The organism is Pseudomonas sp. 21LCFQ010 (assembly GCF_024129905.1).
Taxonomy (GTDB): Bacteria; Pseudomonadota; Gammaproteobacteria; order Pseudomonadales; family Pseudomonadaceae; genus Aquipseudomonas.
Map to the genome: position 1 here is coordinate 13,741 of NZ_JAMYDZ010000035.1, position 16,382 is coordinate 30,122.

Below are 16,382 nucleotides of genomic sequence, written 5' to 3' on the forward strand. Positions count from 1 at the left end.
CCCGTAGGAGCGGCTTTAGCCGCGAAGCTTCACGGATCGCGGCTAAAGCTTCGCGGCTAAAGCCGCTCCTACAGCCGCAAATAGCTGCCCAGAATATCCAGAGATCCCCCCATGAGACTGTCCCGCTTCTTCATCGATGCCCCACTGAGCCTGGGCGAACACACCTTGCCAGAAGCCCAGGCCCATTACATTGGCCGGGTGTTACGCATGACCGAAGGTCAGGCACTGCAACTGTTCGACGGCTCGGGCAGCGAATATCGCGCCACCCTGCTGGAGGTCGGCAAAAAGCAGGTGCGCGTGCAACTCGATGAGTCATTTGCCGGGCAGCCCGAATCGCCGTTGCGCATTCATCTGGGCCAGGGCCTGTCGCGTGGCGAGCGCATGGACTGGGCGATCCAGAAAGCCACTGAGCTGGGCGCCACAGAGATCACGCCGATTGTCAGCGAGCGCTGCGAGGTGCGCCTCAAGGACGAACGTGCCGAGAAGCGTCAGGCTCACTGGCGGCAGATTGCAATCAGCGCCTGCGAGCAATGCGGTCGTTCGGTGGTGCCGGTGATCCATTCGCCTATACCGCTGGGCGAATGGCTTAAAACCACTCAGGCCGAGCTCAAGCTGGTACTGCACCCGGTTGCCGCGCCGCTGACCAGCCATCCAGCACCGCAGAGCCTGGCCTTCCTGATCGGCCCGGAAGGCGGCCTGAGCGATGCCGAGGTCGAGCAAGCCAAAGCCAGCGGTTATCACGCCGCCCGCCTCGGCCCCAGGGTCTTGCGCACCGAAACCGCCCCGGTGGTGGCCTTGAGCGTGGCGCAACAGCTATGGGGCGATTTTCTGCAGGGCAATTGAAGACCCGTAGGACCTGCTTCAGCAGGGAAGCCTTCGCGGCTGAAGCAGCTCCTACGGGATCAACACAGGCCAGATGCTTCACGATGGGTAGCCGCGCCGCTGTGGTGCGCGATAAGCGTGCATAAATGCACGGCCTCAACCGACGGTATCGAACGGCGCAGGCCAACACGCCTTCATGCGACGGCTGCAAAGCCAGCACCACAAGGGCCTGCGAGGTTTTCACAAAATAGAAAGCGGGTTTCCACAAAACTGGCACGCGACCTGCAATATCTCCTGTACCTACCAGTTTTGGGGGCCTTGGTACAGGCAGGCCGGGGATTCCCCTTTTTATTGCTCACGGAGGCTGACTTTCAGCCTCCAGCGCCCGTCCACCTCGTCAGTGTGCCAGTCACCCTGCAACGGACGGGCCGCCAGCAGCGTCAGCACCAGTCCTTTATCCCCCCGCTCGATGCGCCAGCGCGCCACTTTGTTGTCCATGCGCAACTGGCCGTTCCAGGGCCGTCCGTACGCCAGCAGATGCAACACCACGGCGCCGTCCACGGTATCGCCTTCTACTGTGGGTTCTTCGTCGAACCACAAGGCCAGCCCGGTGGGCAGCTCTTCGATCTGCACCAGTTCAACCGGCTCAGGCTGGGTCAGACGACCGATCATCATCCCCACCGAAAACCCGACAATCGCCATCGAGCCCAACACCCGCGGCCAGAACTTCGGCCTGGGGTCTTCTTCAGGAGTAGAATGCATCCCGTCATTTCGTTCGGAGCCGTGCATGTTTCACGTCATCCTTTTTCAACCAGAAATTCCGCCGAATACCGGCAATGTCATCAGGCTCTGCGCCAATAGTGGCTGCACCCTGCATTTGATCGAGCCGTTGGGTTTCGAGCTGGACGACAAACGGCTGCGCCGCGCCGGGCTCGACTACCACGAGTATGCCACGCTGCAAACCCACCCAAGCCTGGCCAGTTGCCTGGAAAAACTCGGCCACCCGCGGCTGTTCGCTTTCACCACCAAGGGCTCGCAGCCATTTCACGACGTCAGCTTTCAGCCTGGCGATGCGTTTATCTTCGGCCCGGAAAGCCGTGGCCTGCCCGCCGAAGTGCTCGACACCTTCAGCCCGGACCGGCGCCTGCGCCTGCCCATGCGTGAAGGCTGCCGCAGCCTGAACCTGTCCAATACCGTGGCCGTGGCGGTGTATGAGGCGTGGCGGCAGCAGGGTTTTGCCTGAAGTGCACCTCTAAAAACTACCTGCGTTGCCATCACTGCGTTAAAAACAGGCTCACAATGCTCATTGACAACTGGTCAACTCCGCTTACTCGCCTGTTTTTGCCTTGCGCTGGCTGCCTCGCCTACGTTTTTAGAGGCCCCCTGAAGGGCACCTTGAACACCGCTGCATAAAAAAAGCGCCTGCAAAGGCGCTTTTTCATGAGCGGTGCGATCAGGCCGAAGGCGCTTCGCCCGACTCTTGCAGACGCTGCAGCTCTTGGGCATACAGGGCGTCGAAGTTCACTGGCGAGAGCATCAGCGCCGGGAACGAACCACGCACCACCAGGCTGTCGATGGCTTCGCGCGCGTACGGGAACAGAATGTTCGGGCAGAACGCACCCAGGGTGTGGCTCATGGACGAAGCATCCAGACCCTTGATCAGGAAGATGCCGGCCTGCTGCACTTCAACGATAAAAGCAGTCTCGTCACCGTTGTTCACAGTAACCGACAGGGTCAGTACTACTTCGTAGAAGTCGTTTTCCAGCGCTTTCTGGCGGGTGTTGAGGTCCAGGCTGACCGAAGGGGTCCACTCCTGACGGAAGATGGCCGGGCTTTTCGGTGCTTCGAACGACAGGTCACGAACGTAAAGACGCTGCAGCGAGAATTGTGGTGCGTTGTCTTCGTTGGCAACAGCGCCGTTGGTGGTTTGTTCGGTCATGTCGGATCCTTCTCGAAAATAGGGGTTTTCAAATAGTTGAATCAGGCCTGAAGCAGCTCATCGAGTTCGCCGGCACGCTCCAGAGCAAACAGGTCATCACAGCCGCCCACATGGGCGTCGCCGATCCAGATCTGTGGCACCGAAGTACGCCCGGCCTTCTGGGCCATGGCTGCGCGCACCTGGGGTTGGCCATCGACGCGAATTTCTTCGAAGGCTACGTTCTTGCTCTTGAGCAACTGCTTGGCGCGAATGCAATAAGGGCAATAGTCACTGGAATAGACGAGGACATCGGCCATTTACTTCACCAATGGAAGGTTGTCGGCACGCCAGGTGGAAATACCGCCCGACAGCTTGGCCGCCTTGAAGCCAGCCTTGATCAGCTCGCCGGCGGTGCTGCCTGCATGCTGCCCCATGGCGTCGACCAGAATCAACGTCTTGTCCTTGTATTTGTTCAGCTCCGAAGTACGGCTCAGGACTTTGTCCTGCGGGTAATTGAGCGCGCCAACGATGTGGCCTGCGGCGTAATCCTTGGCGGAACGAACGTCGATCACCACGCCCTGGTCGCTGTTCACCAGCGCGGTCAGTTGGCCAGTGCTGATACCGCGGGCACCTTTGCTCACTTCATAAGCGATCAGCAACGCCAGCAGAATCACGAAAGCGCCGGTGATCAGATAGTGGTTTGTGATGAATTCAAGCAGTTGAGCAACCATCTTTAGGTTCCAGGGCGTTAAAATGCCGGCCAGTATACACACCCCCCAAGGACCACCAAAGGGTGCACGGCAGTGACGCCGGGGGAACTTGTCCCTAAAATGCCGATCTTTTCCCTACTTCCCATTTTGCAAAGCAGGCCGTTCGAAACCGGGACGACGTTCCCGACTGAAGCGGCCGGCAAACGAGGGTTTCTATGACTGCTGCGCCCAAACCTCTGGTTCTGATCATTCTCGACGGCTTCGGCCACAGCGAGAACCCCGAAGGCAACGCCATCATGGCGGCCCGGATGCCAGTCATGGAACGTCTCTACGCCAGCAAGTCCCACGGGCTGATTTCCGGCTCCGGCATGGACGTCGGCCTGCCCGACGGGCAGATGGGCAACTCGGAAGTCGGTCACATGAACCTCGGCGCCGGCCGGGTGGTGTACCAGGACTTCACCCGGGTCACCAAGGCCATCCGCGACGGCGAGTTCTTCGAAAACCCGGCCATCTGCGAGGCAGTCGACAAGGCCGTTGGTGCCGGCAAGGCCGTGCACATCATGGGCCTGCTGTCGGACGGCGGGGTGCACAGCCACCAGGATCATCTGGTCGCCATGGCCGAACTGGCGGCCAAGCGCGGCGCCGAGAAAATCTACCTGCATGCATTCCTCGATGGCCGCGATACGCCACCGCGCAGCGCCGAAAGCTCGCTGCAACTGCTCGACAACGCGTTTGCAAGGCTGGGCAAGGGCCGCATCGCGACGATCATCGGCCGGTTCTTCGCCATGGACCGCGACAATCGCTGGGATCGCGTTTCGGCGGCCTATAACCTGATTGTTGACGGCACTGCCGAATTCACCTCAGACAACGCCGTAGCCGGTCTGCAGGCGGCCTATGCCCGTGACGAGAGCGACGAGTTCGTCAAACCCACGACCATTGGCGAGAAAGTCACCGTTGAAGACGGCGACGCCGTGGTATTCATGAACTTCCGCGCCGACCGCGCCCGCGAACTGAGCCGGGTGTTCGTCGAGGATGACTTCAAAGAGTTCGCCCGCGCCCGCCAACCCAAGACCCATTACGTGATGCTGACCCAGTACTCGGCCAGCATCCACGCCCCGGCCGCTTTCGCGCCGGGCAGCCTGAAAAACGTGCTGGGCCAGTACCTGGCCGACAACGGTAAAACCCAACTGCGCATCGCCGAAACCGAGAAATACGCCCATGTGACGTTCTTCTTCTCCGGCGGCCGCGAAGAGGAATTCCCTGGCGAAGAGCGCATCCTGATCCCGTCGCCCAAGGTCGCCACGTACGACCTGCAGCCAGAGATGAGCGCACCGCAAGTCACCGACCGCATCGTCGATGCCATCGAAAACCAGCGTTATGACGTGATCATCGTCAACTACGCCAACGGCGACATGGTTGGCCACAGCGGTGTGATGGCCGCGGCGGTCAAGGCCGTGGAGTGCCTGGACGAGTGCCTGGGGCGCATCACCACCGCGCTGGACAAGGTCGGCGGCGAAGCGCTGATCACCGCCGACCACGGTAACGTCGAGCAAATGACCGACGACCATACCGGCCAGGCGCACACGGCGCACACCTCCGAACCGGTGCCGTTCATCTATTATGGCAACAAGCCTTTGAAGGTCCGTGAAGGCGGTGTCCTGGCCGACGTGGCCCCGACCCTGCTGCTGTTGCTGGGCCTGGACAAGCCCGAAGAAATGACCGGCCATTCGATTCTGGTGGCCAAATAACATCTCAATCGTGGGAGCGGCTTCAGCCGCGAATGCCGTGAAAGGCCGCTCCCACCTACCAGCTTCATTTGTTTTACCGGATAGCGCGGGCATACTAAGCCTGTCGTTCCATTCACCCATTGCCCGGTATCGCCCATTCACATGCTCCGCGCCCTGACCGCCCTTGTTCTGATCTGCCTGCTCAACCCGGCATTCGCCGAGGATGAACGCGCTCAGACACAAAAACAGATAGAGGCTGCCCGCCAGGACATTGCCGAGCTGCAAAAGACCCTGAGCAAACTGCAGGCCGAAAAGAGCGGGGTCCAGAAGGACCTGCGCGCCACTGAAACGGAAATGGGAAAGCTTGAAAAGCAGGTCGAGGTCCTGCAGCTGGAACTAAAAAAGACCGAAGCCGAGCTGCACAAGCTCGACCATGACAAGAAACAGCTCAACAACGCCAAGGTCGATCAGCAACGCCTGATCGCCATCCAGGCCCGTGCTGCCTACCAAGGCGGCCGCCAGGAATACCTCAAGCTGCTGCTCAATCAGCAGCACCCGGAAAAATTCGCCCGCACCCTCACCTATTACGACTTTCTCAGCAAAGCGCGTCTGGCCCAGCTTGAGCAATTCAACGAAACCCTGCGCCAGCTGGCCAATGTCGAAAAAGACATCGACCGCCAGCAGGCGCAACTGCTGGTCCAGAAAAGCGACCTTGAGCGCCAGAACAACGAACTGGCCAAGGTCCGCGAAGAACGCCAGAAGGTGCTGGCTACCCTTAATCAGCAGACCAGGGCCAGCGATCAGAAACTGGCGGCCCGCCAGCAGGACCAGGCCGAGCTGAACAGCGTGCTCAAGACCATCGAGGAAACCCTCGCCCGTCAGGCCCGTGAAGCCGAAGAAGCACGCCAGAAAGCCCTCGCCGCCGCCCGTGAGGCCGAGGCCGCCGCCGAGCGTCAGCGCCAGCAGGCACTGGCCCGCAACAATCGCAGTGACGATGAAGAGCCTGCGCCCAGGCGCCCGGCCAGAACCCCCGGCATTGCCGTGTCCAGCGACGGCGCGGTGTATGGCGGCGTTTTTGCTGAGGCCAGGGGTAAACTTCCATGGCCGATCAATGGTCGATTACTTGCACGGTTCGGCGAAGCCCGCGGCGACGATGAACGCTCACGCTGGGATGGCGTAATGATCAGCGCTGCCGCTGGCAGCCAGGTCCGTGCTGTCCATGGTGGCCGGGTGGTTTTCGCTGACTGGTTGCGTGGCGCCGGACTTCTGGTCATTCTCGACCATGGCAACGGTTATCTGAGCCTGTATGGCCACAATCAGAGCCTGCTCAAGAAGGCCGGTGATATCGTCAAGGCCGGTGAAGCGATCTCCACAGTAGGTAGTAGTGGCGGTCAGGACACCGCAGCGCTGTACTTTGCCATTCGTCAGCAGGGTCGTCCGACCGACCCGGCCCAATGGTGCCGTTCTCAAGGATAAGTCGGCACCACTCAAGATCAGGAGCTTGTCACATGCTGCATTTGCCCCGCCTTACCTCGCTGGCCCTGGCGATTGCCCTCGTGATCGGGGCACCGCTGACTCAGGCCGCCGAGCCAGCCCCTGCCGCCCGAGCGGCGGAGCCTGCCGCTGCGGCCAACGCCAAGGCACCGTTGCCGCTGGACGAGCTGCGCACCTTTGCCGAGGTACTGGACCGGGTCAAGGCTGCCTACGTCGAGCCCGTGGACGACAAAACCCTGCTGGAGAATGCGATCAAGGGCATGCTCAGCAACCTTGACCCGCACTCTGCCTATCTCGGCCCGGAAGACTTCCAGGAGCTGCAAGAGAGCACCAGCGGTGAGTTCGGCGGCCTGGGCATCGAAGTGGGTGTCGAGAACGGCATGGTCAAAGTGGTCTCGCCCATCGACGACACCCCGGCCTCGCGCGCCGGCATCGAAGCCGGTGACCTGATCGTCAAGATCAACGGTGCACCGACCCAGGGCCAGACCATGCAGGAGGCCGTGGACAAGATGCGCGGCAAGGTCGGCGAGAAGATCACCCTGACCCTGGTGCGCGATGGCGGCAACCCGTTTGACGTGACCCTGTCGCGGGCCATCATCCAGGTCAAGAGCGTCAAGGCGCAGCTGCTTGAAAGCGGCTATGGCTATGTGCGCATCACCCAGTTCCAGGTCAAGACCGGCGACGAAGTGGGCAAGGCGCTGGCTAAGCTGCGCAAGGACAACGGCAACAAGAAACTCAGCGGCATCGTCCTGGACCTGCGCAACAACCCAGGCGGCGTGCTGCAATCGGCGGTCGCCGTGGCCGACCACTTCCTGACCAAAGGCCTGATCGTTTACACCAAAGGCCGGATCGCCAACTCCGAACTGCGCTTCTCTGCCGACCCGGCCGATGCCAGCGAAGGCGTGCCACTGGTGGTGCTGATCAACGGCGGTAGCGCGTCGGCCTCGGAAATCGTCGCCGGTGCCTTGCAAGACCAGAAGCGCGGCATTCTGATGGGCACCGATACCTTCGGCAAAGGCTCGGTCCAGACCGTGCTGCCGCTGAACAACGACCGCGCCCTGAAGCTCACCACCGCGCTGTACTACACCCCTAACGGTCGCTCGATCCAGGCGCAGGGCATCAACCCGGACATCGTGGTGCGCCGTGGCAAGGTCACCAGCGAAGCCGATGGCGAGAACTACAAGGAAGCCGACCTGTACGGCCACCTGGGCAATGGCAACGGCGGGGCCGACAGGCCGACCGTCAAGGGCAGCGCAGCCAAGAGCCGTCCGCAGGATGAAGACTATCAGCTCAATCAGGCGCTCAGCCTGCTCAAGGGCCTGAGCGTCACCCGCGGCAACTGATGCGCGGGTTCCTTCACCTTGGGCTCGCTCTGGTGCTGGCGGCTGTGTCTTGCGCAGCCGCTGCCACTGAGGCGCCGAAAGCCTACCTGAGCCTGATCATCGACGATCTGGGCCAAAACCCCAGCCGCGATAGCCGGACCCTGGCCCTGCCGGGGCCGGTGACCCTGGCGATCATGCCTGACACACCGCATGCCACCGACTTCGCCCGGCAGGGCCATAAGGCCGGCAAGACGGTGATCCTGCATATGCCCATGGACCCGGCCACCGGCCCCTATGCCTGGCATCCGGGCCTGCCCACCACCGAGCTGGAAAGCCGCCTCAACGCGGCCCTGCTCAAGGTGCCCTATGCCGCCGGCATCAACAACCACATGGGCAGCCGCATGACCGCCGAGCCTGAGGCCATGAGCTGGCTGATGGCCGAACTGCAACGGCGCCACCTGTTCTTTGTCGACAGCCGCACCAGCGCCCGCACCGTGGCCGCCGCCAAGGCTCAGGAACTGGGCCTGGCGAGTGTCTCGCGGGATGTGTTTCTCGACGACGAGCGCACTGCCGAGGCCATCACCCGGCAACTGCACAGCGCCGTACGGCTGGCCCGCGAGAAAGGCACTGCCGTGGTGATCGGCCATCCTTACCCGGTGACCCTCGACGTCCTGGAACGCGAAATGCCCAGGCTCAAGGCCCAGGGCGTGGAATGGATCGAGTTGCGCCACATGATCAGCCTGCGCGGCAACAAGGCCATGCCGGCGCATGGCAAAAATGGCGTGTATCGCTAAGAGGGTGTCTACAAAATGGCTGCACTCGGCAATACTGCGTTGAAATCGACCTAAAAATGCTCATGTACTTATGTACACTGCGCTTTTTCGCCCGATTTCGCCTTGTCTTGCCTTCGTTCGCCTATTTTGTAAACACCCTCTGAGAGGGCGCCTACAAATACTGATCGGTGATCTTGTCGATCAGCCCTTCACGGCGAATCTGGTCGAGGGCTTTTTGCAGCCGCTCGACGATCGGCTGCGGGGTGTCTTTATTCAAGGCCAGGTACAGCTCGGCCCTGTTGAAGCGCAGTACGCTCTTGAGGCCGGTGATGCCGTCCTGACGCGCCAGCCAGCGGCCGGTCGGGTCGGCGGTGGCCCACAGGTCGATCTGGCCGCTGACCAGCCGGCGCGGGTTGTCCTGGTCGCGCAGCATCAATACCGGATCAAAGCCTTTGAGCAACAGATGCTCGGCCACCGCATCGCCTTTGTAGGCGCCGATCCGGTAGCTTTTTGCCTGTTCCAGGCCGGTGAGCGAGACAATCGGGCTGTCGCCACGGGCCAGCAGGACCCATTGGACCGTCGAGATCGGCCCAACCCATTTGAACAGGGGCTCGCGTTCCGGGGTGCGGACGGTGGAGAACACCGCATAGCCAGGCTTTTCCAGCGCCAGCTTGTAGACCCGTTCCCAGGGAAAGCGCAGGGTCAGGTTGTACTCGACACCGGCACGCTTGAAGGTTTCGCGCATCACCTGCACGGCGATGCCGTCGAGATTGTCGCCCTGAGCGAAGTTCTTGCCATCCAGGGCCATGTTGTACGGCGGGTAGTTCTCGGTCAGCAGGACGATCTTGCGCACTGCCGCTTCGCTGCCAGACACCAGCGGGCTGAGAAACGGGATGAGGCCAATCAGTACAAGCAGAAGACCCTTGAACATATTCCGGGACTCGAACAAGACGACCGATGCAGAGTGCCGTGAAGCGGGTGGACTGTCTACCGGGATGACTACTTTTGATACATCCCGGCAGAAAATCGTTTCAGCGCACCACGATGCCCCGTGCAGCCATGTAGGCCTTGGCTTCGGGAACCGTGTATTCACCGAAGTGGAAGATGCTCGCCGCCAGTACCGCACTGGCGTGGCCTTCCAGTACACCGGCAGCCAGATGCTCAAGGTTGCCGACGCCGCCTGAGGCGATCACCGGAATACCCAGCGCATCGCTGATGGCGCGGGTGACACCCAGGTCGAAGCCGTTCTTCATGCCGTCCTGGTCCATGCTGGTCAGCAGGATTTCTCCGGCGCCCAGATCTTCCATTTTCTTCGCCCACTGGACCGCATCCAGCCCGGTCGGCTTGCGCCCGCCATGGGTGAAGATCTCCCAGCGCGGCGCTTCGCCCGGCCCGCTCACCTTCTTGGCGTCGATGGCAACGACGATGCACTGCGAACCGAAACGATCGGCCGCTTCACCGACGAACTCGGGGTTGAAGACCGCTGCCGTGTTGATCGACACCTTGTCGGCACCGGCGTTGAGCAGGTTACGGATGTCCTGAACCGTGCGTACACCACCGCCGACGGTCAGCGGAATGAACACCTGGCTGGCCATGCGCTCGACAGTGTGCAGCGTGGTATCACGGCCATCGACGCTGGCCGTGATGTCCAGAAAGGTGATTTCGTCCGCGCCCTGCTCGTTGTAACGCCGGGCGATTTCCACCGGGTCACCCGCATCGCGGATATTCTCGAATTTCACACCCTTGACCACCCGACCGTTGTCGACGTCCAGGCAAGGGATGATGCGTTTGGCTAGAGCCATTGGGTCTGATCTCCGATTCTCGTAGGAGCGGCTTTAGCCGCGAAGGCCGCGAATGGTCATGAATAGCCACGACCTGGCCAGCCTGCTTCGCAGCTAAAGCGGCTCCTACCGGGTCTGTCAGTTGCCGTAGTTATCGCAGAAGGCCTGGGCCTCGGCGACGTCGAGGGTGCCTTCGTAGATCGCCCGGCCGGTGATGGCGCCGATGATGCCGGGGGTTTTGGCGTCCAGCAGGGCCTGGATGTCGCCCAGGTTGTGGATGCCGCCCGAAGCGATCACCGGAATTCGCGTGGCCTGGGCCAGTGCGGCGGTGAAAGGTACGTTGCAGCCCTGCATCATGCCGTCTTTGGCGATGTCGGTGTAGACGATGGCCGACACACCATCGGCTTCGAAGCGCTTGGCCAGGTCGATGACCTGTACGGTGCTGACTTCAGCCCAGCCGTCGGTGGCGACGAAGCCGTCTTTGGCGTCCAGACCGACAATCACTTTGCCAGGGAACGCGCGGCAGGCTTCAGCCACGAACTCGGGCTGCTTGACCGCCTTGGTGCCAATGATCACGTAGCTCACACCGGCCTTGACGTAGTGCTCGATGGTTTCCAGCGAGCGAATACCGCCGCCGATCTGGATCGGCAGCTGTGGATAACGCTTGGCGATGGCGGTAACCACCTCACCATTGACCGGCTGGCCTTCGAACGCGCCGTTGAGGTCAACCAGGTGCAGGCGGCGGCAGCCACCGTCGACCCACTTGGCCGCCATGCTCACCGGATCGTCGGAGAACACCGTGGAATCTTCCATACGGCCCTGGCGCAAGCGGACACAGGCACCGTCTTTGAGGTCGATTGCAGGAATAATGAGCATGCTTTTTTCCTTTGTCGTAGGAGCGGCTTTAGCCGCGAATCGCAGTGTCTGTTTCGCGGCTGAAGCCGCTCCTACAGGGTCATCACGATCGTTAATCTTTTTCCAGTGCCCACAGGTCGCTTTCAACGGCTTCGAAGCGTTCCTTGAGCAACTGCTGGGCATCGAAAATCGCCCGGTTGTAGTAGTACGGGGCGATCTCGCGCCCGAACAGCTCCAGTACCTCGGCCACCTCAAAGGTGCCCAGCTCCAGCTCGAAGCGCTCGGCGAACAGGCGCTTGAGCTTGTGGGTCGCTTCCTGCTCCTGTTCCGGAGTCAGCTTGAGAATCGGCGCGCGGGTTCTGGAGCGGCTCATGGTCTTACCAGCGCCCGTCCCAGGCCACGAAGTTCTGCAGCAGTTGCAGGCCGTGGGTATGGCTCTTCTCGGGGTGGAACTGCACGGCGAAGCGCGAACCGTCGGCCAGTGCTGCGGCGAAGTCCACGCCGTAATGACCACGGCCCACCACCTGACCGGGTTTGCCGGCTTCGATGAAGTAGCTGTGTACGAAGTAGAAGCGGGCCAGATCCGGAATGTCGTGCCACAGCGGGTGGTCGACACTCTGGCTGACTTCGTTCCAGCCCATGTGCGGCACCTTGAGGTGTTCGCCGCCTTCGCTCAGATCCTTGCCGAAGAACCTGACCTGGCCGGGAAACATGCCGATGCAGTCAACGCCGTCGTTTTCTTCACTGCGATCGAGCAATGCCTGCATGCCGACGCAGATCCCCAGAAACGGGCGGTCCTTGCTGACTTCCTGCACCAGGCTGTCAAAACCCAGCCGGCGGATCTCGGCCATGCAGTCGCGGATCGCGCCGACACCGGGAAACACCACGCGGTCGGCTTCACGGATGACCTTGGCGTCGCTGCTGATCAGCACCTTGCCGGCGCCGACGTGCTCAAGCGCCTTGGCAACCGAGTGCAGGTTGCCCATGCCGTAGTCGATGACCGCAACGGTCTGCATCAGAGCACCCCCTTGGTGGAAGGCATCTGCCCGGCCATACGCTCATCGAGCTCGACAGCCATGCGCAGTGCGCGGCCGAAGGCCTTGAACACGGTTTCGATCTGGTGGTGGGTATTGGTGCCACGCAGGTTGTCGATGTGCAGGCTGACCAACGCATGGTTGACGAAGCCCTGGAAGAATTCCTGAAACAGGTCGACATCGAACCGGCCGACCACCGCACGGGTGTAGGGCACGTGCATCTGCAGGCCGGGGCGGCCGGAGAAGTCGATGACCACCCGCGACAGCGCTTCGTCCAGCGGCACATAGGCATGGCCATAGCGACGAATGCCTTTCTTGTCACCAATGGCCTTGGCAAACGCCTGACCCAAGGTGATGCCGACGTCCTCCACGGTATGGTGGTCGTCGATGTCCAGGTCGCCCTTGCACTCGATATCCAGGTCGATCAGCCCGTGCCGGGCGATCTGGTCAAGCATGTGCTCAAGGAAGGGAACCCCGATATCGAATCGGGCCTTTCCGGTGCCATCCAGGTTGATCGAGACCTTGATCTGGGTTTCCAGAGTATCGCGCTCGACGGATGCCTTACGTTCGGCCATCACCAGCTCCGCAAAATCAGTAGCGAAAAAGGCGAGCATTATAGGCGCAGAAGCGCCCGGCATGAAGTAAAGAGGCGACGAGAAGGCAAGATGATAGCGACCAGGCTGCTCAGAACTGCCTGAAACCGCTCAACCGATCGGCGAACAAAGCTCTACCAGCGTGCCGTCCGGGCAGCGCACATACGACACCGTTTGCCCCCAGGGCTTGGTCTGCGGGCTGGCCAGTTCGGTTGCACCGGCCTGCAAGGCACGCGCGTGAGCCGCCGCAACATCGTCGGTGACCAGCGCGATTTCCATGCCCAGCGGTTTGCTGGAACTGTGCGCGGCAACGTGACCGGTGCTGAAATTTGATTGCGCCAGTTCATCGGCAGCAAAGGCCAGCGCGGTTGCACCGGTTTCCAGCTCGCCGTAGGTGCCGGACTCATGGACAAAGCGGGTTGCCAGGCCGAACGCCTGGTTGAAGAACGCCAGGGACGCGGCAACGTCGGGGACGTAAATGATGGTGTAGCCGAATTTCATGCGCTGGACTCCTTGTCTGGATGCAATGGTATTCGTATCCGCGACATCGGCAACGACACCCCGTAGGAGCTGCTTTAGCAGCGAGCCCTTTCGCTGCTGAAGCAGCTCCTACGGGCGAGGCCAGGCGCCGGGCCGCAATGCTTACGCGAACAGGCTGGCGATGGCGTCGGCGACTTTGTCGACGTTGCTGTCGTTCAGGCCGGCCAGGCACATCCGGCCGCTGCGGATCAGGTAAACGCCATGTTTGTCGCGCAGTTCATCGACCTGTTCGGCGCTCAGGCCGGTATAGCTGAACATGCCGCTCTGCTCCAGGATGAAGCTGAAGTCCTGTTGCGGCGCCTTCTGCGCCAGCACCTCTACCAGACGCTGGCGCATTTCGATGATGCGCACGCGCATGGCCTCGACTTCGGCCAGCCAGTCGGCACGCAGCGCCGGGCTATTGAGTACCCGCGCCACGATCTGCGCGCCATGCACCGGCGGGCTGGAGTAGTTGCGGCGTACGGTGGCTTTCAACTGGCCCAGCACCCGCTCGGCCAGTTCGGCGCTTTCGCAGACGATCGACAAGCCGCCGACCCGCTCGCCATACAGCGAGAAAATTTTCGAGAACGAGTTACTGACGATGGTGGTGGCGCCCGCCTCGGCCATGGTGCGGATCGCGTAGGCATCCTGCTCCATGCCTTTGCCAAAGCCCTGATAAGCAATGTCGAGGAACGCGATCAGTTCGCGGCCTTTGACCACCTCAACCACCTGATCCCACTGCGCGGGCGTCAGGTCGGCGCCGGTCGGGTTATGACAGCACGGGTGCAGCAGCACGATGCTGCGCGCCGGCAGGCCTTGCAGCGCGCCGAGCATGGCCGCGAAATCGACCCCGCCGGTACGTTTGTCGAAGTACGGGTAGCTGTTGACCTTGAAGCCCGCACCGCCGAACAGCGCAATGTGGTTTTCCCAGGTCGGGTCGCTGACCCACACCTGAGAGTCCGGGAAGGCGTATTTCAGGAAGTCCGCGCCGACCTTCAGCGCGCCCGAGCCGCCCACGGTCTGGATGGTCGCCACACGGCCAGCCTTGAGCAGCGGGTTCTCGGCGCCGAACAGCAGGTTCTGAATCGCCTGACGATAAGGTGCCAGGCCCTCCATCGGCAGGTATACGCAAGCGCTCTGCTCACCGGCATCAATCTGGTGCTGGGCGCGGACGGCGGTGTCCAGGCGTGGAATGTGGCCCACGGCGTCATAGTAGAGGCCAATACTCAGATTGACCTTGTCAGTGCGCGGATCCTTGCCAAAGGTTTCCATCAAGGAAAGGATCGGGTCACCGGCGTACGACTCCACGTGGGCAAACATGCGGACAAACTCCTGAAAGTAAGGGAAATCAGGCCGAGTAACGGTCGGCCCGGTGGTTCTGCGCAATGATGAAGTTCAGCAGTATGGCGCCCAGCACCGAAACGCCCAGCACCGGCAGACTGATAAACGCCAGGGACGCGATCAGCACGCTGATGTCCACGCCCATCTGCAACCAGCCAGCCTTGAAGCCATACCGGTCCTGAACATACAGGGCCAGGATGTTAACACCACCCAGACTGGCCTTGTGACGGAACAACACCAGGAACCCGACGCCCAACATCACATTGCCCACCAGCGCGGCATAGAACGGCTGCAACTGATCAATGTGGATAAACAGGCCGTGGCGATCAGAGAAGTACGACACCAGCCCTACCGCACAAAAGGTCTTGAGGGTGAACACCCGCCCCATGCGCCGCAACGCCAGATAATAGAACGGCAGATTGAGCATGAAGAAGGCAGCACCGAACGGTAAGGCCCAGGCGTAATGCAGGTACAGCGCAATGCCCGCCGTGCCGCCAGTCATCACCCCTGCCTGACGCAGCAGCATGACGGCGAAGGAAATCATCGCGGTCGCGATAACAATCGCAAAGATGTCTTCCTGGAGCGAGTGGCGGGTATCGACAGGTTTGGCGGCGGCAACGGTCGTGGTCATGGGTGTCGCTCGGGCAGGATCGGGGCTCATAAGGACGTACGCCACACAGCGCGCGCCTCACACAATGAGCGCCAATACTATCCACAACATCAATTTTGCGCGAATAAATAACGATAAACGCACAAACAAGACACAAAACAAATAATCAATGCACTAATTACGCGCAAAATTGATTTTCATGCATCAACACAGCGCAGTCTTGCCCCCGACCAGCGCGGTGACCTCGCTGTTTTCCTTCAGGCGCTCCAGCACTACTGCGGTCTTGATATGCGCCACCGCATCGCTGGCGGTGATCAGCTCCATCAGGCGATTGAGGCTGTCCAGATTGTCGACCGCGACCTTGAGGGTGTAGTCCGCATCGCCGGTGGTTTTGTAGGCATCGATGATCGAATCAAGGGTCGTCACCAATGAGTGAAATTGTTCGCGATGCTCGGTGCGGTGGCTGGTCAGGCGCACCTCGATCATCGCCAGTACCTCGCGGCCCATGGCCTGCGGGGCAATGCGGGCGTGATAGCCCTGAATCAACAGGCTCTGCTCCAGGCTGATACGGCGCCGTGAGCATTGCGAAGCGGACAAGCCGACCAGATCGCTCAACTCCTGATTGGTCAGGCGGCCATTGGCTTGCAAGAGCGTAAGGATTTTCAGATCAAAGTCGTCGATTTCATTCATTTTCATTGTGGTAATCGCCCAGGCTTTAAATGTTTCCAGGCCGCGCAGCCTATCAGCTTAAATGACCTATCCGCGAACCCGCTCAGAGTGCAGAATCACGCCCCTGAAAAATGGCACCGCATTTGCTGTGTCAGCGCCTTACAAGAGCCCGGCTGCAAGCGGGCCATTTGTCATTCATTGCTATGGAAAATCC

20 protein-coding genes are annotated in these 16,382 nt (G+C 61.1%); 6 read left to right on the forward strand and 14 right to left on the reverse strand.

Going from position 1 to position 16,382, the window contains the following annotated elements:
• Nucleotides 1-111 precede the first annotated feature (111 nt).
• A complete protein-coding gene (locus NJC38_RS26490; protein ID WP_253117854.1) occupies nt 112-843 on the forward strand; it encodes a 16S rRNA (uracil(1498)-N(3))-methyltransferase in 732 nt (243 codons plus the stop codon).
• 327 nt (nt 844-1,170) lie between these two features.
• Here the strand turns inward: NJC38_RS26490 and NJC38_RS26495 are convergent, their stop codons facing one another.
• A complete protein-coding gene (locus tag NJC38_RS26495; RefSeq protein WP_045484485.1) occupies nt 1,171-1,611 on the reverse strand; it encodes a hypothetical protein in 441 nt (146 codons plus the stop codon).
• Here NJC38_RS26495 and trmL point away from each other — a divergent pair.
• Entirely contained in the window at nt 1,610-2,065 is a 456-nt protein-coding gene (gene trmL / locus NJC38_RS26500; RefSeq protein ID WP_253117855.1) for a tRNA (uridine(34)/cytosine(34)/5-carboxymethylaminomethyluridine(34)-2'-O)-methyltransferase TrmL, read from the forward strand. The two genes, NJC38_RS26495 and trmL, sit on opposite strands and share 2 nt — an antisense overlap.
• A gap of 210 nt (nt 2,066-2,275) precedes the next feature.
• On the opposite strand, the gene secB is transcribed toward trmL, so the two are convergent.
• From secB to NJC38_RS26515, 3 genes are read right to left on the reverse strand one after another with little or no spacing between them, the layout of a single operon-like run.
• Nucleotides 2,276-2,761, reverse strand: coding sequence for a protein-export chaperone SecB (secB, locus tag NJC38_RS26505; RefSeq protein WP_045484490.1), 486 nt, complete (start codon nt 2,759-2,761; stop codon nt 2,276-2,278).
• A 41-nt stretch (nt 2,762-2,802) separates the two neighbouring features.
• Nucleotides 2,803-3,057, reverse strand: a complete 255-nt coding sequence (gene grxC, locus NJC38_RS26510) for a glutaredoxin 3 (protein WP_045484493.1) — start codon at nt 3,055-3,057, stop codon at nt 2,803-2,805.
• Nucleotides 3,058-3,471, reverse strand: a complete 414-nt coding sequence (locus tag NJC38_RS26515; protein WP_045484496.1) for a rhodanese-like domain-containing protein — start codon at nt 3,469-3,471, stop codon at nt 3,058-3,060.
• Nucleotides 3,472-3,665: 194 nt separating this feature from the next.
• On the opposite strand from NJC38_RS26515, the gene gpmI reads away from it, so the two are divergent.
• From gpmI to NJC38_RS26535, 4 genes are all read left to right on the forward strand, one after another.
• A complete protein-coding gene (gpmI, locus tag NJC38_RS26520; protein ID WP_253117856.1) occupies nt 3,666-5,198 on the forward strand; it encodes a 2,3-bisphosphoglycerate-independent phosphoglycerate mutase in 1,533 nt (510 codons plus the stop codon).
• A gap of 141 nt (nt 5,199-5,339) precedes the next feature.
• Nucleotides 5,340-6,653 carry a peptidoglycan DD-metalloendopeptidase family protein gene (locus tag NJC38_RS26525; RefSeq protein ID WP_045484502.1) on the forward strand — a complete coding sequence of 438 codons (1,314 nt, stop codon included), beginning with the start codon at nt 5,340-5,342 and terminating at the stop codon, nt 6,651-6,653.
• 32 nt (nt 6,654-6,685) lie between these two features.
• Nucleotides 6,686-8,014, forward strand: coding sequence for a S41 family peptidase (locus tag NJC38_RS26530; RefSeq protein WP_253117857.1), 1,329 nt, complete (start codon nt 6,686-6,688; stop codon nt 8,012-8,014).
• Nucleotides 8,014-8,787, forward strand: a complete 774-nt coding sequence (locus tag NJC38_RS26535) for a divergent polysaccharide deacetylase family protein (RefSeq protein ID WP_366856569.1) — start codon at nt 8,014-8,016, stop codon at nt 8,785-8,787. The genes NJC38_RS26530 and NJC38_RS26535 overlap by 1 nt, the downstream gene beginning before the upstream one ends.
• 151 nt (nt 8,788-8,938) lie before the next feature.
• On the opposite strand, the gene NJC38_RS26540 is transcribed toward NJC38_RS26535, so the two are convergent.
• The 10 genes from NJC38_RS26540 to NJC38_RS26585 form a co-directional block, all read right to left on the reverse strand.
• Complete coding sequence (locus NJC38_RS26540) at nt 8,939-9,697, reverse strand: ABC transporter substrate-binding protein (protein WP_253117858.1); 759 nt, start codon at nt 9,695-9,697, stop codon at nt 8,939-8,941.
• Nucleotides 9,698-9,797: 100 nt separating this feature from the next.
• On the reverse strand, nt 9,798-10,568 hold the full coding sequence (hisF, locus tag NJC38_RS26545; protein ID WP_045484515.1) for an imidazole glycerol phosphate synthase subunit HisF: 771 nt from the start codon (nt 10,566-10,568) through the stop codon (nt 9,798-9,800).
• A gap of 117 nt (nt 10,569-10,685) precedes the next feature.
• The gene (hisA, locus tag NJC38_RS26550) at nt 10,686-11,423 is read right to left on the reverse strand and encodes a 1-(5-phosphoribosyl)-5-[(5-phosphoribosylamino)methylideneamino]imidazole-4-carboxamide isomerase (RefSeq protein WP_045484518.1); all 738 of its coding nucleotides are present in this window, start codon (nt 11,421-11,423) and stop codon (nt 10,686-10,688) included.
• Between the two features lie 91 nt (nt 11,424-11,514).
• Nucleotides 11,515-11,775, reverse strand: coding sequence for a DUF2164 domain-containing protein (locus NJC38_RS26555; RefSeq protein WP_045484522.1), 261 nt, complete (start codon nt 11,773-11,775; stop codon nt 11,515-11,517).
• Between the two features lie 4 nt (nt 11,776-11,779).
• A complete protein-coding gene (hisH, locus tag NJC38_RS26560; RefSeq protein ID WP_045484524.1) occupies nt 11,780-12,418 on the reverse strand; it encodes an imidazole glycerol phosphate synthase subunit HisH in 639 nt (212 codons plus the stop codon).
• The gene (gene hisB, locus NJC38_RS26565) at nt 12,418-13,011 is read right to left on the reverse strand and encodes an imidazoleglycerol-phosphate dehydratase HisB (protein ID WP_253117859.1); all 594 of its coding nucleotides are present in this window, start codon (nt 13,009-13,011) and stop codon (nt 12,418-12,420) included. Before hisB ends, hisH begins: the two co-directional genes overlap by 1 nt.
• A gap of 129 nt (nt 13,012-13,140) precedes the next feature.
• Nucleotides 13,141-13,530 (reverse strand): VOC family protein, encoded by a 390-nt coding sequence (locus NJC38_RS26570; RefSeq protein WP_253117860.1) that lies wholly within the window; start codon nt 13,528-13,530, stop codon nt 13,141-13,143.
• 141 nt (nt 13,531-13,671) lie between these two features.
• The gene (locus NJC38_RS26575) at nt 13,672-14,868 is read right to left on the reverse strand and encodes an amino acid aminotransferase (protein ID WP_253117861.1); all 1,197 of its coding nucleotides are present in this window, start codon (nt 14,866-14,868) and stop codon (nt 13,672-13,674) included.
• Nucleotides 14,869-14,896: 28 nt separating this feature from the next.
• Nucleotides 14,897-15,520: a YitT family protein gene (locus NJC38_RS26580; protein ID WP_045484533.1), complete on the reverse strand. Its 624-nt coding sequence runs from the start codon at nt 15,518-15,520 to the stop codon at nt 14,897-14,899.
• Nucleotides 15,521-15,703: 183 nt separating this feature from the next.
• Complete coding sequence (locus NJC38_RS26585; RefSeq protein ID WP_231906377.1) at nt 15,704-16,195, reverse strand: Lrp/AsnC family transcriptional regulator; 492 nt, start codon at nt 16,193-16,195, stop codon at nt 15,704-15,706.
• Between the last annotated feature and the right edge of the window lie 187 nt (nt 16,196-16,382).